Origin of the sequence: Magnetospira sp. QH-2 (assembly GCF_000968135.1) — a bacterium.
Classification (GTDB): Bacteria; Pseudomonadota; Alphaproteobacteria; order Rhodospirillales; family Magnetospiraceae; genus Magnetospira.
Genome location: NZ_FO538765.1, coordinates 1850119 through 1873056, shown reverse-complemented (window position 1 = coordinate 1873056; position 22938 = coordinate 1850119). Strand labels below are relative to the sequence as shown.

The window sequence follows — 22938 nt, the reverse complement described above, 5'->3', positions numbered from 1 at the left end:
GGTTTAAGGTCTCGCTTGAACTCTTAGACAGCATGGTGACCGAGGGCGGCCTTGACCATGTGATAGGTAATGAGCAACTGCGACAGGGCCAAAGGATGGCTCATGGCCTGTCGATTGCTTTCGTCGGTGAATTTCCCCACATTCTCCCTCAAATGCCGAGCCTCGGGAATGAGGTGCCAAAGAAGATCCTCCATGGCCTTGGCCCGCCGGTCGTCGATCTCCCCAGGAATTTCCAAAACGTCAACCGGCTTGCCGTCGATATCCCTTTTCAGGTCCAACCGCAAGCCAGACTTCGCCCCGGCATCAAGCAGCGGGGTCAAATCCGGATGCGGCAGGGTGGGTCGCAGGGTATGACGGACGTTCAAATGGGCGCCGGTTTCCTCCGAATGCCCTTGTGGCGGATAGAACTGTACCACGATGTCGGCGAAAGTCCGCTGCGGTTGGATAAAATCCACACTGTCGGCGCGGCGCTTCTCCAGAATCGCCCGCACCTGTTCCGCCGTGTAGCCACGCTCGGATGTGTCCCGTTGTAGCTTCCATTTGACCCGCAGGTCTTCTTGCGGTTCCAGGTAAATCTTGACGTCGAAGCAATCCCGCTGAGCCTTTGTGGAAAAGGCTAGAAGACCCTCGACGATAATGTATTCCCGAGGTTCCACCAGTTCCGGCGGCGCCTGAGTACCCGACCCGTGATCATAAACCGGCTTCAACACCGGCTGCCCGGAGCGCAGCAATTGCAAATGCTGTCCGGCAATTTCCAGATAATTGGCTTCCGGATTAAGCGCGGTGAGTCCTTGGGCCCGGCGTTCGGCGCGGGAAAGGCCGTGATAGTCGTCGGAACAAAGGGAGAGAACGCGATCGGGACCCAGAATCTGAGCAATCCCCGCTGCAAGCGTGGTCTTGCCCGATGCCGAGTCGCCGACGATGCCGAGGATGATCGGATGATCGACCCTACTCTCGAACGGCATGGTTCCCCCTACCCCTTCTTATTCATCAAGATGGCGTGGGACTCCCCTCCCGGCCATGCTCAAGGTTTAGCCCCCTACCCGAATGGATGGAACACCCCCGGGGGCGGGCGGTCAAACTCTTCCGGAGAGGCCCACCCCCACCCGTGAGGGCGGGCACGCCCCACCCCTTTTATCCCTCGCTGCCTCGGGCATTCAGATAGCAGGCAACCGCCTGGGCGCGATTGTGGACGGTCAGTTTGCTATAGAGATTTTTCAAATGGAATTTCACCGTATTGAGGGAAATATCCATGTCCGCGGCGATCTGGGCGTTGGTCCGTCCTCCGGCCAATGAGGCCAGCAGTTCATGTTCTCGCGCCGTCAGCCCGGCCAGGGGATCATCCACGGCCCGATGAACATCGATGAAAGGAAACATCATGCGGCCCTCGGAAACCGCCAGCACGGTTTCTATCAGCTTTTCTGGTGGCTCGCTCTTGGAACAGAATCCGGCACCGCCCAAATTCATGACCTGACGCGGCACATCCACGCTGCCATTGCCGCTGTAGACCACCAGACGCGGACCATCGGGCCGTTCGCGTAGGGCTTCGAGGACACCCCGCCCATGCAGATAAGGCATATCCCAGCCAATGACACCGATGGTGAAGGCAAGCCGGTCCACGGCTTCCATGAACCTTTCGCCATCGGCACAGACGGCAACAAGATGAAAACGCTTGTTGTCCCCAAACAAACTGGCCAGGGCCGTCTGTACCAAGGGGCTCTTATCGGCGATCACCAGATCGATGGGCGGTATTTCTGTGGAGTCGCTCACGCTTCCTTCCTTTCCAGGTTCCCGCCTTCTTTCGGGTGGGTTCGAGGGACTGACCCGTGTGTGTACCCCTCCACAAGGGTGGTGGCAAGGGGAGTCCTACCCGTTTCTCCCCTGTTTGGGTAGGAACACCCTGAAATTACAATGAATATCTGATTTGACACATATAAGAAAATACTAATATTATAAAGATTCTTAAAAACAGGAGTCCTCAAGGATTCCCTAGAAACGATCCAAGGAAGGAAGGCGGGCATGGCGGCACGGTTTTGGCCGGTCCCCAAGCGTGAGGTTGTCGATACCTCACCGGAGATCGCGGACGATATCAAGTATAGCACCTGCTACATGTGCGCCTGCCGCTGTGGCATCAAGGTTTACCTGAAAGACGGCAAGATCCGGTATATCCAGGGCAACCGCGAGCACCCCACCAACAAGGGAGTGCTTTGCGCCAAGGGATCCGCCGGGATCATGACCCAATACTCCCCGGCCAAGCTGACCAAGCCGTTGCTCCGCGTCGGTGAACGGGGCGAAGGCAAGTTCAAGCCCATCGAATGGGACGAAGCCCTGGAAATCGCCACGGGTTGGTTGAAAGATGTGCGCGAGACCGATCCGCGAAAGCTGGCCTTTTTCACCGGACGCGACCAAAGCCAGTCCCTGACAGGGTGGTGGGCCAGCCAGTTCGGCACCCCCAACTATGCCGCCCACGGCGGGTTCTGCTCGGTCAACATGGCCGCCGCCGGTCTGTATTCCATCGGCGGGTCGTTCTGGGAGTTTGGCGAGCCCGACTGGGACCGAACCAAGTATTTCATGATGTTCGGGGTCACCGAGGACCATGATTCCAATCCCATCAAGATCGGCCTGGGCAAACTGAAAACCCGTGGCGCCAAATTCGTTTCGGTCAATCCGGTCAAGACCGGCTATTCGGCCATCGCCGACGAATGGGTGGGGATCCGCCCCGGCACCGACGGCCTGTTCGTCATGGCGCTGATCTATGAACTGCTGCGCGCCGACAAGGTGGATTTCGAATATCTGGTCCGCTACACCAACGCTCCTTGGCTGGTAATCGACGATCCAGGCGCGGCGGATCACGGACTGTTCCTACGCGACGATTCCGGCAATCCGCAAATCTGGGACGCCGAGAACAAGGAACTCGCCGATGCCATGGACCCGGAACTGAAACCGGCCATGGTCGGCCACTACGACACCCCGGACGGGCGCAAGGCGGTGCCGGTGTTCGAGCTGCTGGCCAAGCGCTACACCGACGAGCAGTACGCGCCCGCCGCCGTGGCCGAGACCTGCGGCCTGAAAGCGGAAACCATCCGCCGCCTGGCCGCTGAACTGGCCCATGTGGCGTTCAAAGAACAGATCGAACTGCCCATCCGCTGGACCGACTGGGCCGGTCGCGAGCATGACAAAGTCATCGGACGTCCGGTGGCCATGCATGCCATGCGCGGGATCTCGGCCCATTCCAACGGCTTCCATACCTGCCGCGCCATCCATATCTTGCAGGTCCTGCTGGGCTCCATCGAATGTCCCGGCGGATTCCGCTACAAGCCGCCCTTCCCCCGCCCGGTGCCGCCGCCGCAGAAACCAACCGGCAAGCGCGATCAGGTGAAACCCGGCGAAGGCCTGCCCGGCGCACCGCTTGGCTTCCCAACCGACCCGGAAGACCTTTTGGTGGATCCCGACGGCACGCCGCTGCGCATCGACAAGGCCTATTCCTGGGAAAATCCGCTGTCCAGCCACGGGCTGATGCATATGGTCATCCGCAATGCCTGGAAGGGCGACCCCTACCCCATCGACGTGCTCTTTATGTATATGGGCAACATGGCCTGGAACTCCTCCATGAACACCAAGGGTGTCATGGAAATGCTCCGGGACAAGGACCCGAAAACCGGCGAATACAAGATTCCCAAGTTCATCTATGTGGATGCCTACGAATCCGAAACCGTGGCCTTTGCCGATCTGGTGCTGCCCGATACCACCTATCTGGAACGTTGGGACTGCATTTCGTTGCTGGATCGGCCCATCTGCGAGGCCGACGGTCCCGCCGATGCCATCCGCCAGCCGATCATTCCCCTGGACCGGGACGTGCGGGCTTTCCAGACGGTCATGCTCGACTTGGGCGCCCGTTTGGGTCTGAAAGGCATGACCAATGAGGATGGCTCGGCCAAGTATCCGGGCGGCTATGAGGATTATATCGTCAATCACGAGCGGGGCCCGGGCATCGGCCCGCTGGCCGGTTGGCGGGGGGAGAACGGCACCCACCACGGACGCGGCAAGCCCAACCCGGATCAGCTCAATCGCTATATCGAAAACCAATCCTTTTGGGCCTATCACCTTCCCGAGGAGCACAAGTTCTACAAATTCGCCAATGCGGGTTATCTGGAATGGGCGGTGGACTTCGGTCTGTTGGGGTCTGCCGAACCCATCGTCATGCAGCTCTATTCCGAGCCCATCCAGAAGTTCCGCCTCGCCGCCGAGGGTCACGGCAAGAATCAGCCGCCGGAACAACATCGGCAACGGGTCAAGGACTACTTCGACCCGCTGCCCATCTGGTACGTACCCTTCGAGGAAGCGCGCGTCGACAACGACGCGTTTCCGCTACATGCCCTGACTCAGCGGCCCATGCAGATGTACCATTCCTGGGGCTCGCATAATGCCTGGTTGCGCCAGATCAATACCGCCAATCGGCTTTATATCCACCGGGCCACGGCCTCGAAACTGGGCATCAGCGATGACGACTGGGTCTGGGTGGAAAGCCACCACGGCAAGATCCGGGTACAGGTACAACTGGTCGAAGGCGTCAATCAAGACACGGTCTGGACCTGGAATGCCATCGGCAAGCGCTCCGGTGCTTGGAGTCTCGATCCCAAGGCTCCGGAAAGCCAGAAAGGCTTCCTGCTCAATCACCTGATTTCGGAGCTGTTGCCATCCAAGAAGGAAAAGGACGAATACGCCTATTCCAACTCCGACCCGGTGACCGGCCAGGCCTCCTGGTTCGACCTGAAAGTCAAAGTGACCAAAGCGGCGCCCGAGGAGCAAGGCAGCACCTGGCCGCAATTCGATCCGCAACCGCGCATGCCGGGGGGCCGCAAAGCCCCGAAGAAAAACCGTTTCGGCCACTTCTTCAATCCAAAGTCCTGGCACAGGAAAAGCAACGGGGAGGAGACCTGACATGACCAGCCTTCCCGAATATCCTTCCGGACGCCGCCTGGGCTTGGTTATCGACCTGGATATCTGTGTCGGCTGTCACGGCTGCGCGGTGCATTGCAAGGAATGGAACACCGGCGGCCATCCTGCCCCGCTGACCGATCAGGATGCCTATGGCGCCGACCCGGTAGGCGTATGGCTGAACCGTATCCATACCTTCGAGGCGGGAGAAGGCGATGACTGCCGCACCATCCACTTCCCCAAATCCTGCCTGCATTGTGAAAATGCCCAATGCGTCACCGTCTGCCCCACCGGCGCCTCCTATAAACGCGAGGAAGACGGCATTGTGCTGGTCAACGAGGATTGGTGCATCGGCTGCAAGCTCTGTTCCTGGGCCTGCCCCTACGGCGCCCGCGAATTCGACGAGTCCGAGGGGGTGATGAAAAAATGTACCCTCTGCGTCGACCGTATTTACAACGAGCATATGCAAGAGATCGACCGGCAACCTTCCTGTGTCGTCACCTGCCCCGCCGGTGCCCGGCATTTCGGGGATCTGGGCGATCCCCGTTCCGAGGTTTCCCGTCTGGTGGCCGAACGGGGCGGCTACGACCTGATGCCGGAACTGGGCTATAAGCCGACCAACAAGTACCTGCCACCGCGCCCGCGCAAGGACCGCGCCCGGGATATCGGCGCGCCGCGTCGTCTGGTGCCCATGGGCAAGACCGAGCGTCTGCTGGCCCGCTGGCTCGACAAGCTGTTTACCCGCTGACGGAAAGGACACCGAAACCATGCATCCCGCCTATTCCGTCATCTTCTTTACCACCACGTCCGGCGCCGGTTACGGCATGCTGACCATCATGGGCTTCCTGTCCGCCGCTGGCGCCCTGCCCGCCGACTTCTGGTTTGGCCTGGTGTCCTTCGCCGTGGCCCTGGGTACCGTGTCCGTGGGTCTGCTGTCCTCGACCTTCCATCTGGGTCATCCGGAGCGGGCCTGGCGGGCCTTGACCCAATGGAAATCCTCCTGGCTGGCGCGCGAAGGCGTGGCGGCGGTGCTGACCTTCCCGGCGGCAGGGCTGTTCGCTCTCGGCTGGCTGATTTTCGAGGATAACTATGGCCCCTGGGCGGTGGTCGGTCTGGCCACGGCGGGCATGGCCATGCTGACCGTGTTCTGCACCTCGATGATTTACGGCAGTCTGAAGACCATCCATCAATGGCACAACATCTGGGTGCCGCCTTCCTACACCATCCTTGGCGTGATGACCGGCGGGGTCTGGTTCAATGTGCTGGTGGAATCTTTTGGCCTCAGCAACCCCTATATCTCCGGCTGGGTGCTGGCCACGGTGGTTGCCGGCTGGGGCGCAAAGTTGATGTATTGGAACTTCGTCGACAACACCGAAGCCATCAGCACCCCGGAAACCGCCACCGGCCTGCGGGTCTATGGACGGGTGCGAGCGGTGGAGAGCCCTCACTACGTGGACAATTATCTGCTTCGGGAAATGGGCTATGAAGTGGCGCGCAAGCATGCCGCCAACCTGCGCGGCGTGACCCACCTGTTCGCCTTTGCCCTGCCGCTGTTCTTCACCGCCCTCACCGTGGCCTTCGGCGACACCTGGATCTCGCTGGTGGCGAGCATCCTGGCCGGTCTATCGGTGAGCCTGGGAATTGTCGTCGAACGCTGGCTGTTCTTCGCCGAAGCCAAGCACACGGTGACCCTGTTCTACGGCGCCGAGGCGGTCTAAAGACTTTAATCACCGCCCCGGCTCGTCGACCCATTATCTGATATTGATTTCCACCCGACGGTTGCGCGGCTCGTCCACCTCGTCCGCCGTGGGAACAATCGGATCGTTCTCGCCGTGGGAGCGAACGGTCAAGGCCTCCGTTGGCAAGCCCGCGGCAACCAGAAGGTCTTTCATGACCACGGCCCTTTTCCGTGCCAGTTCGGCATTGAGGGCCGCGCTTCCTTGCCGGTCCGTATGACCAATCACGGAAACCCGGGCATGTTTACGATCCTTGGCCGCCTGGAGGATCTCGGAAACCCGTGCCTTGGATTCCGGCGTCAGGGTCGCGCCCCCTGTCTCGAAATAGAGTTTGAAGAACAGCGGAATGGGCGGATGAGCGTCCAGAACCTTTCCGAACTCGCTATTGATCTCTTCAGCCGTCAGGGTCCTGGGCGCGGACGGCGCTTCCTCGGTTCCGGCGAAGGTCGTTGCCGATCCGGCCTGATCGAGAACCTGTTCGCCCCCGTTCGTCCGCACCACCACCCGCCCCACGGAGCCATCTTCCTCGGCCAGCAAAACCACCATGTTGTCATCGGGCTGCAAGAGCCCCACGGCACCCGCGAACAGGGCAATGAGAATCCATTCAATCATATCATTTTTCCTTATTCACCACTGGCCCGGACCACGAAGCGGGTCCCGCGAATACCGATGGTGGCCACCGGGGTGTGCACGGCCACATTCTCCGGTGCCAGCGAGGCAATGGTCCCGGAAACATAGGCCAGAGTCCCCTTCACCAAGCCCAAACCCATGCCCAGGTTATCGGTGGCTGGATCGAACACGAACTCATTGATCTCCAATTCACTGTCCGAGCCCAAAGACAAGGTCGTGGCATCCTCCAAGGTAATGCCCAAGGCACTATCCCCGACGGTGGAAACCTTGTCGTTGAGATATATCAAAGCCCCTTCATCCAGGGTCAGGCGTTGATCCCCTCGGACCACATAAGTGTCGCCCTGGGTGACCTTGACCTGCCCCACAAGGACAGGCCCGTCCGCCGCAATCGCCACAAGGCCAACGGCCATGAGGGCCATCATGCCAATCACGCCGCCGATCAGCCGAATCATTCCATGCATTTTCTGGTTTTCCTTATGTGCATCATTCAATTTGGTATTCTTGCTTATCGCCTTTCATGGGCACAAAGTAACCCGGATTAAACTGTGGTTATTTCGCATTCGTAATATCTCTTGGATGGCCGGTGTTCCTGCCAACAAAGACCGAATTCACCATCACCATACCCAACCTCTTTCTTGACCCTAATTCGTTACAAAATCCGTGTCCAATAACGGTTTGCAAACTGGACACGGTGTGTTATCCGTTATTTCCACATGATCACGGTGAAAGAGGTGAAATTTTCCTCCGATCCGCGAGACATACCGGATAAAGCCGGAAATCAAACAAGCACGTAACGAGCGACGACTGGGAGGAACATATGAATTACAAACAGAGCGCCCTTTGTGGGGCTGCCCTGGCTGTGGTTTTCGGACTCGCGGGGACAAATTCCGCCAAGGCCGAAGACATGGCGCGGGCAGAGCTTCTGGCATCCAACTGCTATAATTGCCATGGACCCAATGGGGAATCCCTCGGCATTATTCCCGCCTTGAAGGGGATCACCGCCGAGCGGATGATCGGTTATATGGGCGACTACAAAGGGGACACCAAAACGGCCCCGATCATGAACCGAATTGCCAAGGGTTATTCCGACAAGGAAATCAAGGCGATCGCGGAATATTTGGAAAAAATCAACAAATAATACTTTAGGGAGGAACAGACCCATGGCACGTACAAGCCGCAGGACATTTCTGCAGCTCGCGGGCACGGCGGGCGCCGTTTCCGCCTTCGGAATCGCAGGTTGCGGAGAAGGCGCCGCGCGCGTCGTCGTCATCGGCGGTGGCTTTGGTGGCGCGACCGCCGCGAAGTACATCCGCAAATTCGATCCGACCGTTCAGGTCACCTTGATCGAACCGAAAACCCATTTCACCTCTTGCCCTTTCTCGAACCTTTATCTCGGCGGCATCCGCAGCTTCGACTCGATCACTTTCGGGTACGACAACCTGCGTGACGATGACGGCGTGGTCGTGGTGCACGAGACCGTCACCGGCTTTGACCCCGACAAGAAGATGGTCATGACCGACAAGGGCAGCTCGTTCCCCTATGACAAACTGGTGGTCTCGCCAGGTGTCGGCTTTAAGTGGGAAGAAACTCCGGGCTATGACATGGCGGCGGCACAGCTCGTCCCCCATGCCTGGAACGGTGGTCCGCAAACCAAGATCCTGCATGATCAACTGCGCGCCATGGATGATGGCGGCGTTGTAGTCATTGCCCCGCCGGCCAATCCGTTCCGCTGCCCCCCGGGGCCGTACGAGCGGGCCAGCATGATCGCTCACTACCTGAAGTACAATAAGCCCAAGTCCAAGGTGCTGATCCTGGATTCCAAAGACAAGTTCTCCAAGCAGGGCCTGTTCATGGAAGGCTGGAAGCAGCATTACGGCGACATGATCGAATGGGTGCCGCGCTCCAAGGACGGCAAGGTCGTTTCGGTCAATGCCAAGGACAACGTGGCGGAAACCGAGTTCGAGAAACACAAGGCAGCGGTGCTCAACTACATCCCGCTGCAAAAGGCCAACGACATTGCCTTCACCATGGGTCTTGCCGATGCCAAGGGCTGGTGCCCCATCGATCACAAGACCTTCGAGTCGACCTTGCAAAAGAACGTCTATGTGCTGGGTGACGCGGCCACGGTGAACGGGATGCCGAAATCCGGCAACGCCGCCAATACTCAGGCCAAGGTCTGTGCCGCGGCGGTTGTCGATTCTCTGGCCGGTCGCGAACCGGGCGTGCCGACCACCACCAACACCTGTTACAGCCTGATCACTCCGACCCATGGCATCTCGGTGACGGCGGTGTATCAGCTGACGGACAAGGGCTATCGCGGCAAAGCCGGTTCCGGTGGTCTGTCGCCCTTGGGTGAAGGCGCCAAGTTCCGCAAGGCCGAGGCCAACTATGCCCGCGGCTGGTTCGCCAATATCACCAATGACATCTGGAGCCGCACCTGATTTTCAGGTCGAGGCCCACTCCAGACGATGAACAGCGGGGGCCGAAGGGTCCCCGCTTTTTCATCGGTCCCCACAAGGAGGTATCTATGTTTCGACGTTCCATTTTGGCTCTGGCCGCCTTGGTGTTGCTGACTCTTCCGGCGCAGGCTGGGGGAATCCTGCGTGATGACGGCGTTCACACGGAGTCCTGGTTTAAAAACCTGTCGTTCCTGGATCTCAAGGAAGACCTGCAGGAAGCCCTGGACGCCGGCAAGAAAGGCCTGGTGCTGGTCTTCGAGCAAGAAGGTTGTGGCGCCTGCCAGCGCCTGCACGAGGTCAACTTTCAGGAAAAAGAGACCATCGATTACGTATCCAAGAATTTCGACATCATGGTCATCAACATGTATGGCGCCAACGAAGTTACCGACTTCGACGGCGAGGTGCTGGCCGAAGCCCGGTTTAACGAAAAGCTGATGGTCAACTTCTCTCCGACCACCGTATTCTTCGGTCCCGAAGGCAAGGAAGTCTTCCGGGTGCCCGGTTACCTGGCCCCGAGATTCTATCTCAAAGCCTTTGAGTACGTGGTTGACGGCGGCCCGTCCAAGGGTGTTCTGTTCCCGCGCTGGCTGAAGCAGCAACGGGACAAGGCCAAAGCGGCCAACAAGTCATCCTAACCAACCCGGAGGCCCCTGCCTTGAGCGATAAATGGCACGACCGCTTTCTGCGCCTCGCTCATGAGGTGGCCTCCTGGTCCAAGGATCGCAGCACCCAGGTGGGGGCGGTGTTGATCCGCGATGACCGTACACCAATCACCTTTGCCTACAACGGATTCCCTCGCAATATCGATGACATGGTTGAAGAGCGTCACGAACGCCCGACCAAATATCAATGGACCAGTCACGCCGAGGAGAACGCCATTTGCAATGCCGCGCGGATGGGCGCGAGCACACATGGCAGCACCCTCTATGTTACCCACTACCCCTGCTGCGGCTGCGCCCGCAAGATCATCCAAGCGGGAATATCGCGGGTGGTGGTGGATGGCGCGACCATGGACGGCCCCTTCATGGAGCGATGGGAGGCGGACATCAAGACCTCCGACACCATGTTCGAAGAGGCCGGGGTGTCCGTCGTCGTGGCCACCCATGCCAAAACCGACTGATCAGGCCGCGACGTCCAGCGCCTCGGTGATTAGCTGCATGCGTTCACGAATGACCTCGGCTTCCGGCCCGTCTTCTTGATCCAGGGCGTCGCAGAGCTCACGGGCCAGCCGAACGGCCTCGAAATCCTCACCATGCTCATAAGCCTCGGTCACGGCATCCAACATTTGGTTCCATTCTGGTTTCGGTTCGATCAGGGTTTCCATGGACATTTTCTCCGATGCGCGTTTTGACGGGTCAGGTAATCGTTTTCACAATCGCCCCACAAACATTATATAATTCTAATATACTGTCAATTAGGTTTTCCTAATACAATAGGCATTTCCTTTAGATAAAGCCTCTTCCCGGTCACGACAGACCAACAAATCACTTCCGATCCGAGCCTTGGCGGCGGGGATGGTTGTGAACCAAGGACAATGGTAGTCAATCTTGTCCCAGCCCCTTAAGATCAGCCCATGAATCAGCCCAGCCCCTATGGATATGAAACCGCCCTGCGCGACGGTGTGGCCAAGATCGTCGCTGGATATATGTCCGAGGGGTCTGCTGACATCACCGCCCTTTCGCGGGCTCTCATTGATTTGGCGGAAGCCTACCTGGCGACCATCTCGGCCCAACAACCCCCACCCCGGCCCTTGGCTTGCAAGGCAGGGTGCCATTTCTGCTGCCATAACTTTCAGGTTCACCTATCCCCGATCGAACTATTCGGCATTGTCCAGACCCTCCGCGCCACCTTGAACATCGAGGCGTTGGTTCCGTCGCTTCAAAGCGCCCTGGCGATGCGTGAGGCGGCCTTGCGCGAGGACACGGGTCAACTCTTCTTCCCCTGCCCCTTGTTGGAAGATGGAAAATGCCGGGTCTATGCCGCCCGCCCGTTCATCTGCAGGGGGTTCAATGCCTATGATGCCTCGGTCTGTGAACAGCGCAAAATCGATCACCAAGTCGATCTGGCCATTGAGGGCTACGGCCACCCGTTGCGTATCGCCCAATGTCTCTTGGCTGGGATCGAACTGGGGCTGAAGCGGGAAAAACGCACCGGTCACGTACTCGACCTGACCGGTGCCCTGTTGATTGCTTTCACGGAACCAAACGTCGAAGCCCGTTGGCAGGCTGGAGAAGACCCATTTGCCGCAGCCAAGGGCCTGAGCCCGCCAACGTAACGGAGAGAGCGCAGCAACGCCTCCCCGGTTTCCTTTCCTCTTACTGAGCCGCGGCGGCCAGCTTGATTTCCCCTTCGTGGTGCAAGCCGGTCAGCCATTTTTCAATGGTTTCGTTGGCCGGATTGACCGGGGCTTCAAGGAAGCTGATCACAAAACGGTTGCCCATATCCGCCACGCCGATAGAACGCGGGCGCACCGCCAGAACTTCCGGATTGGGCAGCTTGAACCCGAAGCAGAACACCACCAAGCGGGCAGCCTGAATCTCATCGCCGATTTCGCCGCCGATACGAGTGGTGTGGTCATAGTGATCGAAACTGCCGATATAGGATGCTTTCGGCGTGTCATTGATCATTCGCTTTAAATAGAGAATGATTTCATCGACCGTCTGATACATGGTCTCGTCCTTGCCGAGATCGAGAACATATACCGGATAATCATTGTGGACCTGGACTGCTTCCATGGCACAAACCCTCCCAAACTCATGAACCTCAGATACGGACGATGTCTCGCCCGCTTCACCGGCAACGATGCCCAATATTGCCACCGGTGCCCCTGTTGCCTTTTTCACATTTAATTGCTGCAAATTATAGCCGACCTGCTTGAAGGCGAAAATACCCTTGCGTTAATATTATGACATTATGTTCTAGTAATAAGTTCGCAAGTATTTGGTTTGATAAGATCATTAGACTACATGAATATAGATTTTATTCATTTCGGCCTCGGAAGTACCTCACCATGGCGGTTCTGGACGGCAAAGACTCCGGTCTCGACCAACCTGAACCGAACCTGAACGGCTCTCTCAGGGGGGCTTCAGGGGACTCGTGCCAGACTACGCTCCATGACCCCTTGTCCCCACGGAGCCAACCTGATGATCCGAGCCTTTCGCCGCCGCCCCCTGCACTGGACCCTCGCCATCGCCTTTCTGCTCGCCTATGGGAGCGCAGAAGGTCCGCTGATCGTGCATCTGAGCTTTGGCTATCTGGTCGCGGCGGCAACGGTTCCCGCCATGATCAAATGGCTGCGCAAACCCCGCCGGGCCAAGCGCACGTCATGGGGCTTGGTGGGTTCGGCGTTGGTATTGGGACTGACGGTGGCGGTTCTAAGCGGTCTGGGCGCCGATACTTGGGGCGGCCTGTTTGAGGATCTTCATGAAATGCTGGTGCAAATTCCCCTGATTGCGGCGGGGTTGCATGCTCTATTGGCCTTGAAACCGGTGATCCGAAAAAGATTCAAAGCCATGCGGTGGGCAGACCGGTTTTCATCGGCCCAATACCCGCGAGGTACCATCCCCACCTCTTGGACGATCATCCGTTGATCGGCGCGCAAAAAAGCCCGATCTGGCTGGACCGGGGTTCCCAAAGCCTTTGGCGTTTCATACGACCCATTTCAATGGTCTCCGGTGAGTCGAACCGCCAGGAAAGGTCCCGAAGGCGATGCGGCGCATCGGTGAGGGAGCTTGACGCCGCGGGCGGCCACCGGAGACCACCCTGCGGGCCGATCCTTTTGCCTAGAGCGTGTCGTGTTTGATCGAATTCGATCGAACATGAAAAACGTGATCGATTCAAAAGTCTATGAGACGAACCCGTATGTTGAGACTGGCGGAAGATCCTTCGGAAGGCCGCGCCACTGGACGCCGCTGCCGACAATATAGAGCATCCCGTTCATGACCGCCCACATGTCGGTCCTACGGGCGCACAAACCCAAGCCATTGAAAACAGGTTTCTGGTTTCGAGTTGGGCTCTTATAGGCATTATATCATTTACTGCTTTCTTCATTCAGTTCGATGTACAGGATTTCACCCTTGGCAGATCCCATAAACAGGCGCGGAGATTTTGGTGCGGGCACAATGAACGGGCGTAGTCGCTCATGGAATGAAATGCTCCTGCGTTCTTTTCCAGTCTGGGTGTCCAAAATATGCAAGATGTTTTGCATATCGAGAATATAAAGAGCCGTTCCTCTGGCGACCAGTTCGGCCAACACCGGAGCCCAGGGACGTTTGGTCCGTTTCTTGTTTGGGAAGTAATCGGATTTCGTGCGCCAATTGACCTTGCCGCTTTCCACATCCAGGCAATAGACCCAACCCGTCGGTGACCAAAGGTACGCCGCACCCTCATGTACCAGATGCGAATTGATAAAATTCCCCGAATACCAATCCCATTTGAGCGTTCCGGTCGTGAGATCGACACCAAAAAGATTGTCTTTGTAGCCGCCAGCCACCAAAACCTTGTCGCTGACATGCAATTGGCGCAGGTATTGCCACTTTTTCGCATTGTCCAGGGTCCATTTGACGGCGCCGGTATCGTAATCCAGAGCGTACAGTATGCCGTCACCAGGACCGAACAGAATGGTATTTCCCTCGAAAACAGTCGGAGCGTACCAAATACCTTTTCTTTGATGTGTCGCGCGCTCCCAAACAACTGCGCCATCTTCCCCCAACGCTGTCATCATGGGACCCACGCCCAGGAAAACTCTTTCGTCGTGAACAAGAGGGGTCGCCACGGGCTCGAACGGGTCGTTGGGGTTTTGTTCCGGATAGAGGGACCAAAGAACGTCACCGGTATGCCGTGCGAGTGCGATGATAAATTTTCGCCCGGTCACAATAACGGCATTGCCCGTCAGACGGGGCCGGAAGTCCGCGCCATCATCAAGTGTATGCCGCCATATCCGCGTTCCTGTTCGTGTATCCCAAGCCTCGACACTGATATCACCGGCGACATAGAGCACGTCGTCATCATAGGTGACGGGACGAAGGGATGTGTTGTCCGTGGCCCAACGCGCCAGAACTGAATACGACGTTTGTTCGCCGCTTTTCTCTTGGGCAATCGCAACCGACGACGCCGCGATCGTCAGCATAAAAATACCGAGAACGCAGCGACGCCAGAAGTGACGCGGTTTCCTTTTGAAACCGGATTCCGAATGCATGGGCGCTAGTTGCACTTGGCGCCGTGTTCGATCCATTCAAACATCACATACATGTTGGGATGGTCCCGGTTTTCACTGGCCCCAATACCACCGGGCATGCGGTTTTCAACCAACCGCAGGTAAAGCTTGCTTTCCTTCGCCTTGCCGGGAATGACGATTTTCACCGGCGGCAATCCTTCGGCCGCCTTGGCAATGGCATCCGCACCCAGCATTACGCCTTTATGGGATGTGAGATCAAGCTCGTGGAAGCTCGGTGGCTCCTGGTTGGACATATGGCATTCGACGCAGGACTGTTCACCACCGAAAGCCTCGGGATTCTTGAACGACGGCAAGACTTTTTCTTTGAACAACTTGTCGTTCTTGGCGCCGGTTTCGATCCATTTCTTCACGTCCAAAATGGCCGGCAAATCCTGAGGCACGTCAAAACGCACACCCAAGGGCATGCGGTTGTCGCGCATGCGGCGGCGGAAGCTGCCTTCTTTGAATTTACCGGGAACGACCATCGGGCCAGAGACCGCGCCCTTGTGAATGCCTTCGCAGGATGTCAAATCAAGCCCCGCCGGACTTTTCTTTGGATCATTGGACGTATGACACACCACGCAGGCCGCGCCTTCGCCGAATGCGTTCGGCAACCGCATCAACGTTGCGATGTAGTCGTAGCCAACATCGATGTCATATTCGTCGAGGACCTTCATGACCGCAGCATGCGTGTCCTCCATATCATCGTCTTCTTCAGCCAATGCTAGAGAAGCGCTTGCAACAAAAGCCGCGGTTGCGAAACTTGCCACAGATAAACTCATAAGCCTTTTGAATGATTTCATTTTTTTCTCCCCTTGGTACAGCAGGATTCTTGTCCCGCCTCATTGTATGCGCTAACAAACGCAATACCTTTTCAAACTGCCGACTGAGTTCAGCATGGAGGGAACTCATGATTTCTACGATGTTACCATGAAGGGACTGAACGGTCAAAAACACAAAAAAAACAGTCTATTTCGTCTAAGTTAGGGTGGGAAAATTATCGTCCTATTGGCGGAATTCTGCGTGACAATTCCCGCAGGCCTTGAACAGGGACTTGTTCACTTTTGCGACGGCGTATTTGTCTTTTTTCTTGATGGTTTTTATGAGTTTACCAGCCAGGCTCCTCGCTTTATCGAGCATCTTTTGGAATTTTTTTGGCTTTTTCCAAATATTTTTTTTCGTCGACGTGCTCTCACTGCCTTTGGGAAAAAGCTTGTCGATATCGTCCAAGGTCTTTTCGATGAATTCGGCCTTTGCGAGGACCCGCTTCTTCTCATATGGGAAAAGGCCACTCGTCTGCTGGCCGATATTGGCCACGGCGGCATCCATATCCTTCATCAGTTTAGCACGTTCCTTGGAACAATCATCGGCCGACGTGGCTTGGGCGTCCGCGAAAGAAATAGTGGCAATTCCCAATATCGACACCGAAAAGAAAAATAATTTAACGGAACTTGGCATGATGCAACCTCCACTCTCACATCAAAGTTCATGTCCATCTCGAAAGGGCCGCATCCCCTTAGCCCGAATTATTCACGGGCCCCAGCCGAGAAAGCTGCCGAACGTAGCTTGAATGGTCGAATTATCGTAGAGTTCATGGGGTGCACACCCAACCCACGACACCAATTTCATCTACGGTCGCAATGAAGGAATCTAACCCAAATCTGCCCGATTTGTCACCTGCCCGGCCTCACCGAAAGCCAGGTAGCGGTAACGCTCGTACCAACGGTACAACGTGGTCTTGGCCCCCATTTCCCAGATAAGGCAACCGACCTAACGACGCTGCGGCGCTATTCTGATATAAAAATCAATGCGTTGCTGTCGGGCTGGAAGGTGTGGAATGGCTCATCTGGCGGATGAAAGCGAAACTCAGGTCCTGAGGCTAGATTTTGACCGTCGGCTGAAGCTGGAGTTTCATGGCACGAAGATCACTTCGGATGCCGGGCTTTTCGCTTTTCGAGACCTTGACGAAGTTCTCGGCCTGGCCGAAATCGCAGGAGATAAACTCGCGGACCAAATCCGGCATGCCCTGTCATCGTCGCCCCGCCTGATAGCGGCACACGCGGCTGGGTCCACTAGCGCGTGTCGGGTCCAATCGGACCCGCTAGACACGCGCGACCTTATTGGAATCGATCACGTTTTTCATGTTTGATCGAATCCGATTAAACACGACGTGATCTAGACGCAGAGGCATCGCCCCTGTTTGCTATAAATGCCATAGCAAAAAGGCTCCACCCGATCTGTCCACAGCGTGTCCATAAATGACTTAGCCCCACACGACGGTGGAGCTAAGTCTTTGAAAAAATGGGGCGGGCGATGGGATTTGAACCCACGACCCCCTGGACCACAACCAGGTGCTCTAACCAACTGAGCTACGCTCGCCACAAGAGGCGCCTGTTTAGCCCTTGGCCGCTGAGGCGTCAAGGGTTTTGCAAAGCCTCGACAGCCACGATCTCCCCCGACCACAGGCGCCCATAATAAAGGCATTCGCCTAAAATATAATCACATAATTGCCCTTAAAATTGTCCGGCATTCCGTTAGAATGCGTCCGCACCGGGGCTTTCCCGATATTTTGTAATCATGCTCCCGGCTGGCACGCATTGTGCTAAGTAGGGGCCGGACCGAAAGGTTCAGGCACCTCTCCTCTCGGAGAGACGCAGGAAACGGCAAGGGGATATCTATCCATGAAGAAAATTGAGGCGATCATCAAACCCTTCAAACTGGACGAGGTGAAGGACGCCCTGCATGAAGTCGGGCTCCAGGGCATTACCGTTGTCGAGGCCAAGGGGTTTGGCCGCCAGAAAGGCCATACGGAACTCTATCGGGGTGCCGAGTATGTGGTCGATTTCCTGCCCAAGGTGAAAATCGAACTGGTGGTGGACGACGATCTGGTCGAACGCGCCGTCGAAGCCATTCAGCAGGCCGCCTATACCGGCCGCATCGGCGACGGCAAGATTTTCATTTCCACCATAGAAGACGCGATCCGCATCCGGACCGGTGAACGCGGCAAGGACGCCGTCTGATCCCATCACGACCAATCATTATCCATCGTTTGAAAGGTACCAAACCATGACGCTTAAGTGCGAAACTTCCGATGACGTCCTGAAGGTCATCAAGGACAACGAAATCAAGTTCGTCGACCTGCGCTTTACCGATCCGCGTGGCAAGTGGCAGCATCTGACCATGGTGTCGGATTTCATCGACGATGACGCTTTCGCCGATGGCATCATGTTCGATGGCTCCTCCATCGCCGGTTGGAAGGCGATCAACGAGTCCGACATGGCGCTGATCCCCGATCCGATTTCCGCCGTCATGGATCCGTTCGCCGCTCAGAGCACCATGATCATCAACTGCAACATCTTGGAGCCCGGCACCGGTCAGCTTTACAACCGCGACCCGCGCTCGGTGGCGACCAAGGCCGAAGCCTATCTGAAGAGCACCGGCATTGGTGATACCGCCTACTTCGGTCCGGAGCCCGAGTTCTTCGTCTTCGACGACGTGCGCTTCGACGTGTCCATGAACCGCGTCATGTACGAATTCGATTCCGAGGAAGGCCCCTATGTCACCGGCAAGATCATGCCCGAAGGCAATATCGGCCACCGCCCGCCGGTCAAGGGCGGCTACTTCCCGGTTCCGCCGGTGGATTCAGTTCCCGACCTGCGGGGCGAAATGGTTGCCGTGATGCAGGAAATGGGCCTGACCATGGACAAGCATCACCACGAAGTGGCGCCGTCCCAGCATGAGCTCGGCATGACCTTCTCCACCCTGGTACAAAGCGCCGACAACGTGCAGACCTATAAGTATGTGACCCACATGGTCGCCCATACCTATGGCAAGACCGCCACCTTCATGCCGAAGCCGGTGATCAACGACAACGGCTCGGGCATGCATACCCACCAGTCCATCTGGAAAGACGGCAACCCGATCATGGCCGGTTCCGGCTATGCCGACCTGTCGGACAACGCCCTGTACTACATTGGTGGCATTATCAAGCACGCCAAGGCGTTGAATGCCTTCACCAACCCGTCCACCAACTCCTACAAGCGCCTGATCCCGGGCTTCGAGGCTCCCGTGCTGCTGGCCTATTCGGCCCGCAACCGTTCCGCCTCTTGCCGGATCCCGTTCTCGGCCAACCCCAAGGGCAAGCGCGTCGAGATCCGCTTCCCCGACGCCACGGCCAATCCGTACCTGGCCTTTGCCGCCATGATGATGGCTGGCCTCGACGGCATCCAGAACAAGATCCACCCGGGCGATGCCATGGACAAGAACCTGTACGATCTGCCGCCGGAAGAGCTCTCCGAAGTGCCGACCGTCTGCGGCAGCCTGCGCGAAGCTCTGGAAGCCCTGGACGCCGACCGCGAGTTCCTGATGAAGGGCGACGTGTTCAACAGCGACATGATCGACGGCTATCTGGAGCTCAAGTGGGAAGAAGTCTACAACTTCGAGCATACCCCGCACCCGGTCGAGTTCCAGATGTACTACTCGTCCTAAACGGACCCAACACTGCGTTACCAAGGGCGGGAGCAATCCCGCCCTTTTTTGCCGCCGACGCCCCGCGCATAGAATTACTCGCGATTGCCGCACAAAGGCCCGCTTGCACTATAATCTACTTTATCATTGAGTATTATATAATTAAGTGGCTATAATTTCGACTAAATGAAAAGGGATACCAGGGAAGTTCCGATGAATTTGTTGCGTTGGGCATTGGGCGCGGTCGCGGCCCTTGTCATTGGTCAGACGTCAGCCCAGGCAGTCGAACGCCTTACCATAGCCACTGGGCTCAAGCCGCCGTTCGTTACCACTGAGGCCGAAGACGGATTTCTTGAGGAATTGGCCAAGGAAGCCTTCCGGCGTGCGGGATTGGACCTACGCGTCATCGTGCTTCCGGCCGAGAGAGTGCTGCGCAACGCCAACGATGGTTTGGAAGACGGCTGTTTGCTCCGTATCAAGGGGCTGGAAAAAACCTATCCCAATTTGGTTCGCGTGCCCGAAAGCCTGATCAATTCCCAGTTTGTGGGCTACACCACCGGCAGGAAAATCCCCGTGTCGGGCTGGGGCTCCTTGGCCGGGCAAGCGGTGACATATATCACCGGTTGGAAGATCTTTGACAACAATGTCAAACAGGCCGAACAGATCATCAAGACCCGCGACGCCAATCAGATGTTCGATATCCTGAGAGCCGGTCGGGCCGACGTGGCTCTGTACGAGCGCTGGCAGGGATTGTGGGTTGCCCGGCAGATGGGCCTGAAAAACCTGGCCATTCTCGATCCACCGTTCGTCGATCTGAAGATGTATATGTACCTGAATAAAAAACACCAGCACCACATCCCAAAAGTCACGGAGGCGCTGCGGGAAATGAAACAAGACGGCAGCTATCAGGCCCTCTATGATCACATACTGGCGCCGCTGGATTCCCCGTGACGCGGGTGGATTTTTCCTTATTTAATCCGCTTTCGGCTGCCGTTTACAAAAGTGACTTTTTCATGACCGGCGCTTTTCACCGTTAGGACCCCTATCGTGTTTCTCAACATCCTCAATCCTCAGCAAAAATCGGTGTTCCTGGCCCTTGCCATGAAGCTCTGTCAGGCCGACGGCAAGATCGTTGCCGAGGAGCATTCCCTGCTGGGTGCCATACAGTCTGAAATCGGCTGGGACGTGGTACCGGATTTGGCCACGGCACAGGGCAATTTCCGCCTGGATGTGTTCGATAGTATGAAAGCGCGGACGGTTCTATTGCTGGAGATATCCCTGGTCGCCGTCTGCGATGGACAGGTGCCGCCCGAAGAGCAGGCCATCTTGTCGCAAATCCGTGACGCCTATCATTTCACACCTGAATTTGCCGAACGGACATTGCACTGGGCCCGGAGCATCGCTCCGCATGTGGTCGCCGGTTGGGAAACCGTGCTAATCAGTCCCGTAGACGCCGTTCTTCCCCATACCGATTAGGATTAACCTCGCCATGACCAACGAGAACGAGCAGCGGAAGCCGGATCCGCTGGTTACCTTCATGATGTCTTTTCTGTCCGATAAAGCCTCTGCCGGGGGGCAGGAGATCGCCCAGGCCTATGCCAAGGAACAGACCAAGGATCACGGTAAACCCGTACCCTGGCGCCGCTATTTCCAAGCGGTCAAACAACAGGCCCTACACCAAGCCCGCGCCGGTACCCTCGAAATTCTGCACAAGGGAAAGCCCATTGACCCCACCGAGGTTAAAGGTGTGGTGCGCTACCGGCTGAAAAGCTAGCAGGCGCTGGTGGCCGACTTGAATAGGGCGAGAATATCGCCTTCCTGCTCGAAGTGAACCCGGAACAGGTGGCTATCGGCGGAACGGGCGCGGCGGCGCTGTTCCTCCTCCACGGACCAATCGCCCATGCAACGACCTTCCAGCAATTGTTCTACCTCTGGACGGGTTTCCCGCGTTGCGTATCGAACCTGATATCGATAATGGCCCATAACAATCTCTCCACGAATAGGCACAGTTGAGTCACTGTTGCCATATTCGCGCATTGACGGTTACGGTTCGGTTAATGCTTCAGTTCGTCGGAACTAAAGTCTTTCGCCTGAATCCAAGCAGGCGATGGACTTGCTTGAAAACACCGAATACCAGCATCCCAACCAAAGCGGCTTCGACGACGAAGGCAATGCAGAGCCAAGTCACAAGCAGACCGACAAATGCATACGACAAGAAGGTCATGGCACACCCCTATTCACCGTGCGGCGTCCCCCGACTCGCCCAATAAGGTTATATTATAACCCTCCTGGGTTCCGGCGTCGAGAGGATACTTCCTGCCTTGGTTACGGGCGGTTTGGAATCAGCACTCGAAATGGCTTGCCGCCAATTCCATGTTTGCTATCGCGCGCCATGACATCGACATGGTCGACACCTGGCGGGATCCGGACGCCGCCCAAACTGCGGGTAAAGGGTTGTTCATTCACATGGGGGTGCAGCAAAGTCCGAGTCCCTAAAACCTGACCGTCCGGTGCCACGATCTGCCACTGGTTGGCGTAGTGATCCCAGCCTTCATCCCCATGGCGCAGGGTCACATCGAAGCGATAGCTGCCATCTCCGGATCGAACCACATCGGCATCGACCACGCGAACCTCGCCAGCCTGCGAACCGCTGGCCAGTAAGCCAATGCAGATACCCAAACCCAAGGCTCGCCTATTCCAGCCCATTTCCATCCTCCTTTGATCGCCGCCCTTGCTCGTAAGGACTTTGCCACAGCTCTCCCCCCAACATCCCATCACATCGCCGAGAGCAAATGTTCTTGTTGTATTCTCTTTTGGGCCATGATACATCTTGGGTCAATGTGTCGCTTTTGTTCTCTTTTGCCCGGAGGCATGAACCATGTTCAACTGGACTTTCGCCAAGGATTTCATTGGTTTGACCATTTTTGGTTTGGGGGCCTACGCCTGGCTGATTATTGGTGCGCTCTATTGACTCGTCACAGAGGCCCCATACCGGACACTGGGGGCAGCTTTCGCTTGGCGCCATTCCCATCAATGGCCACATAGACGAAAGTGCCCTCGGTGACCATCTGTTCATGGCCGCTAAGATGGCGCTGTACCCAGGCCTCCACATGCACCGACAGAGAGGTCGTCCCTTCCCTTTGGACCAGACCGTGGCAGCTGACCACGTCCCCCACGCGCACGGGCAGGTGAAACGCCATGGCATCGACAGCCACCGTCGCAACCCGCCCCCCGGCCCTTTCACGGGCAATCAGACTGCCGGCCACGTCCATTTGCGCCATCAACCATCCGCCGAAAATATCGCCATTGGGATTGGTATCGGCGGGCATGGCCAGGGTCCGAGTGGCGGCAATGCCGTGCGGTCCGGGTTCAGTTTGATCGGTCATGGTGGATAACCCTATCATTCCACAAGATGTTGAGGGACGAATGACCCAAATACCCCTTATCCTGCTTGTCACGTCAAGACGGGTTTTCTAGGATAGCGCACCATACG

28 protein-coding genes, 1 tRNA gene and 1 pseudogene are annotated in these 22938 nt (G+C 57.1%); 15 read left to right on the top strand and 15 right to left on the bottom strand.

The features are described from left to right. Window positions 1-23: 23 nt before the first annotated feature. Both MGMAQ_RS08835 and MGMAQ_RS08830 read right to left on the bottom strand, forming a co-directional pair. Window positions 24-965, bottom strand: coding sequence for a phosphoribulokinase (locus MGMAQ_RS08835; RefSeq protein ID WP_046021252.1), 942 nt, complete (start codon window positions 963-965; stop codon window positions 24-26). 169 nt (window positions 966-1134) lie between these two features. Further along, window positions 1135-1770 carry a response regulator transcription factor gene (locus MGMAQ_RS08830; protein ID WP_046021251.1) on the bottom strand — a complete coding sequence of 212 codons (636 nt, stop codon included), beginning with the start codon at window positions 1768-1770 and terminating at the stop codon, window positions 1135-1137. Between the two features lie 249 nt (window positions 1771-2019). Between MGMAQ_RS08830 and MGMAQ_RS08825 the strand changes: the two genes are divergently transcribed. The 3 genes from MGMAQ_RS08825 to MGMAQ_RS08815 are packed head-to-tail and all read left to right on the top strand — an operon-like array spanning window position 2020 to window position 6656. Next, the gene (locus tag MGMAQ_RS08825; protein ID WP_046021250.1) at window positions 2020-4941 is read left to right on the top strand and encodes a molybdopterin oxidoreductase family protein; all 2922 of its coding nucleotides are present in this window, start codon (window positions 2020-2022) and stop codon (window positions 4939-4941) included. Between the two features lies 1 nt (window position 4942). Beyond that, window positions 4943-5686, top strand: a complete 744-nt coding sequence (locus MGMAQ_RS08820) for a 4Fe-4S dicluster domain-containing protein (RefSeq protein WP_046021249.1) — start codon at window positions 4943-4945, stop codon at window positions 5684-5686. A gap of 19 nt (window positions 5687-5705) precedes the next feature. After that, complete coding sequence (locus tag MGMAQ_RS08815) at window positions 5706-6656, top strand: DmsC/YnfH family molybdoenzyme membrane anchor subunit (protein WP_046021248.1); 951 nt, start codon at window positions 5706-5708, stop codon at window positions 6654-6656. Window positions 6657-6689: 33 nt separating this feature from the next. On the opposite strand, the gene MGMAQ_RS08810 is transcribed toward MGMAQ_RS08815, so the two are convergent. Together MGMAQ_RS08810 and MGMAQ_RS08805 are read right to left on the bottom strand one after the other, a co-directional pair. After that, window positions 6690-7286 (bottom strand): OmpA family protein, encoded by a 597-nt coding sequence (locus MGMAQ_RS08810; protein WP_052716269.1) that lies wholly within the window; start codon window positions 7284-7286, stop codon window positions 6690-6692. 11 nt (window positions 7287-7297) lie between these two features. Further along, window positions 7298-7765 (bottom strand): FecR domain-containing protein, encoded by a 468-nt coding sequence (locus tag MGMAQ_RS08805; RefSeq protein ID WP_052716268.1) that lies wholly within the window; start codon window positions 7763-7765, stop codon window positions 7298-7300. A gap of 356 nt (window positions 7766-8121) precedes the next feature. Between MGMAQ_RS08805 and MGMAQ_RS08800 the strand changes: the two genes are divergently transcribed. From MGMAQ_RS08800 to MGMAQ_RS08785, 4 genes are all read left to right on the top strand, one after another. After that, the gene (locus tag MGMAQ_RS08800) at window positions 8122-8442 is read left to right on the top strand and encodes a c-type cytochrome (protein ID WP_052716267.1); all 321 of its coding nucleotides are present in this window, start codon (window positions 8122-8124) and stop codon (window positions 8440-8442) included. Window positions 8443-8464: 22 nt separating this feature from the next. Next, entirely contained in the window at window positions 8465-9745 is a 1281-nt protein-coding gene (locus MGMAQ_RS08795) for an NAD(P)/FAD-dependent oxidoreductase (protein WP_046021247.1), read from the top strand. An 86-nt stretch (window positions 9746-9831) separates the two neighbouring features. Then, on the top strand, window positions 9832-10398 hold the full coding sequence (locus MGMAQ_RS08790; RefSeq protein ID WP_052716266.1) for a thioredoxin family protein: 567 nt from the start codon (window positions 9832-9834) through the stop codon (window positions 10396-10398). Between the two features lie 20 nt (window positions 10399-10418). Further along, the gene (locus tag MGMAQ_RS08785; RefSeq protein ID WP_046021246.1) at window positions 10419-10883 is read left to right on the top strand and encodes a dCMP deaminase family protein; all 465 of its coding nucleotides are present in this window, start codon (window positions 10419-10421) and stop codon (window positions 10881-10883) included. Here MGMAQ_RS08785 and MGMAQ_RS08780 read toward each other — a convergent pair whose 3' ends face one another. Continuing rightward, on the bottom strand, window positions 10884-11093 hold the full coding sequence (locus MGMAQ_RS08780; protein WP_158498823.1) for a hypothetical protein: 210 nt from the start codon (window positions 11091-11093) through the stop codon (window positions 10884-10886). Between the two features lie 243 nt (window positions 11094-11336). Here MGMAQ_RS08780 and MGMAQ_RS08775 point away from each other — a divergent pair, with 243 nt between their 5' ends. Further along, complete coding sequence (locus MGMAQ_RS08775) at window positions 11337-12038, top strand: YkgJ family cysteine cluster protein (RefSeq protein WP_046021244.1); 702 nt, start codon at window positions 11337-11339, stop codon at window positions 12036-12038. Window positions 12039-12078: 40 nt separating this feature from the next. On the opposite strand, the gene MGMAQ_RS08770 is transcribed toward MGMAQ_RS08775, so the two are convergent. Next, window positions 12079-12573: a DUF6858 family protein gene (locus MGMAQ_RS08770; RefSeq protein ID WP_198409178.1), complete on the bottom strand. Its 495-nt coding sequence runs from the start codon at window positions 12571-12573 to the stop codon at window positions 12079-12081. 333 nt (window positions 12574-12906) lie between these two features. On the opposite strand from MGMAQ_RS08770, the gene MGMAQ_RS08765 reads away from it, so the two are divergent. Further along, window positions 12907-13353, top strand: a complete 447-nt coding sequence (locus MGMAQ_RS08765) for a hypothetical protein (RefSeq protein WP_148560907.1) — start codon at window positions 12907-12909, stop codon at window positions 13351-13353. Window positions 13354-13607: 254 nt separating this feature from the next. Here the strand turns inward: MGMAQ_RS08765 and MGMAQ_RS20365 are convergent, their stop codons facing one another. From MGMAQ_RS20365 to MGMAQ_RS08750, 4 genes are all read right to left on the bottom strand, one after another. Next, entirely contained in the window at window positions 13608-13736 is a 129-nt protein-coding gene (locus MGMAQ_RS20365) for a transposase (protein WP_371258396.1), read from the bottom strand. A gap of 57 nt (window positions 13737-13793) precedes the next feature. After that, window positions 13794-14960 (bottom strand): PQQ-binding-like beta-propeller repeat protein, encoded by a 1167-nt coding sequence (locus MGMAQ_RS08760; protein ID WP_046021241.1) that lies wholly within the window; start codon window positions 14958-14960, stop codon window positions 13794-13796. A 5-nt stretch (window positions 14961-14965) separates the two neighbouring features. Continuing rightward, window positions 14966-15781: a c-type cytochrome domain-containing protein gene (locus MGMAQ_RS08755; protein ID WP_148560906.1), complete on the bottom strand. Its 816-nt coding sequence runs from the start codon at window positions 15779-15781 to the stop codon at window positions 14966-14968. A gap of 202 nt (window positions 15782-15983) precedes the next feature. Further along, the gene (locus MGMAQ_RS08750) at window positions 15984-16436 is read right to left on the bottom strand and encodes a cytochrome c (protein ID WP_046021240.1); all 453 of its coding nucleotides are present in this window, start codon (window positions 16434-16436) and stop codon (window positions 15984-15986) included. 379 nt (window positions 16437-16815) lie between these two features. Between MGMAQ_RS08750 and MGMAQ_RS21375 the strand changes: the two are divergent. Then, a pseudogene (locus MGMAQ_RS21375) lies at window positions 16816-17022 on the top strand (IS1380 family transposase); the annotation flags it as partial. Window positions 17023-17280: 258 nt separating this feature from the next. On the opposite strand, the gene MGMAQ_RS08740 reads toward MGMAQ_RS21375, so the two are convergent. Next, window positions 17281-17357: transfer RNA gene (locus MGMAQ_RS08740), tRNA-His, on the bottom strand. Between the two features lie 302 nt (window positions 17358-17659). Here MGMAQ_RS08740 and MGMAQ_RS08735 point away from each other — a divergent pair. The 5 genes from MGMAQ_RS08735 (at window position 17660) to MGMAQ_RS08715 (ending at window position 21219) form a co-directional block, all read left to right on the top strand. Next, window positions 17660-17998 carry a P-II family nitrogen regulator gene (locus MGMAQ_RS08735; protein ID WP_046021238.1) on the top strand — a complete coding sequence of 113 codons (339 nt, stop codon included), beginning with the start codon at window positions 17660-17662 and terminating at the stop codon, window positions 17996-17998. Between the two features lie 46 nt (window positions 17999-18044). After that, entirely contained in the window at window positions 18045-19466 is a 1422-nt protein-coding gene (gene glnA, locus MGMAQ_RS08730) for a type I glutamate--ammonia ligase (RefSeq protein ID WP_046021237.1), read from the top strand. A 192-nt stretch (window positions 19467-19658) separates the two neighbouring features. Continuing rightward, window positions 19659-20396, top strand: a complete 738-nt coding sequence (locus tag MGMAQ_RS08725) for an ABC transporter substrate-binding protein (RefSeq protein ID WP_052716264.1) — start codon at window positions 19659-19661, stop codon at window positions 20394-20396. A 96-nt stretch (window positions 20397-20492) separates the two neighbouring features. Next, entirely contained in the window at window positions 20493-20921 is a 429-nt protein-coding gene (locus MGMAQ_RS08720) for a hypothetical protein (protein WP_046021236.1), read from the top strand. A 13-nt stretch (window positions 20922-20934) separates the two neighbouring features. Continuing rightward, entirely contained in the window at window positions 20935-21219 is a 285-nt protein-coding gene (locus tag MGMAQ_RS08715; protein ID WP_046021235.1) for a DUF3253 domain-containing protein, read from the top strand. On the opposite strand, the gene MGMAQ_RS08710 is transcribed toward MGMAQ_RS08715, so the two are convergent. The 4 genes from MGMAQ_RS08710 to MGMAQ_RS08700 form a co-directional block, all read right to left on the bottom strand. Continuing rightward, window positions 21216-21428 (bottom strand): hypothetical protein, encoded by a 213-nt coding sequence (locus MGMAQ_RS08710; RefSeq protein ID WP_046021234.1) that lies wholly within the window; start codon window positions 21426-21428, stop codon window positions 21216-21218. The genes MGMAQ_RS08715 and MGMAQ_RS08710 overlap by 4 nt on opposite strands. 79 nt (window positions 21429-21507) lie before the next feature. Next, entirely contained in the window at window positions 21508-21669 is a 162-nt protein-coding gene (locus MGMAQ_RS21035; RefSeq protein ID WP_158498820.1) for a hypothetical protein, read from the bottom strand. 101 nt (window positions 21670-21770) lie between these two features. Then, the gene (locus tag MGMAQ_RS08705) at window positions 21771-22151 is read right to left on the bottom strand and encodes a hypothetical protein (protein ID WP_173427170.1); all 381 of its coding nucleotides are present in this window, start codon (window positions 22149-22151) and stop codon (window positions 21771-21773) included. Window positions 22152-22420: 269 nt separating this feature from the next. Beyond that, window positions 22421-22831: an acyl-CoA thioesterase gene (locus tag MGMAQ_RS08700; RefSeq protein ID WP_046021233.1), complete on the bottom strand. Its 411-nt coding sequence runs from the start codon at window positions 22829-22831 to the stop codon at window positions 22421-22423. Window positions 22832-22938: the final 107 nt, after the last annotated feature.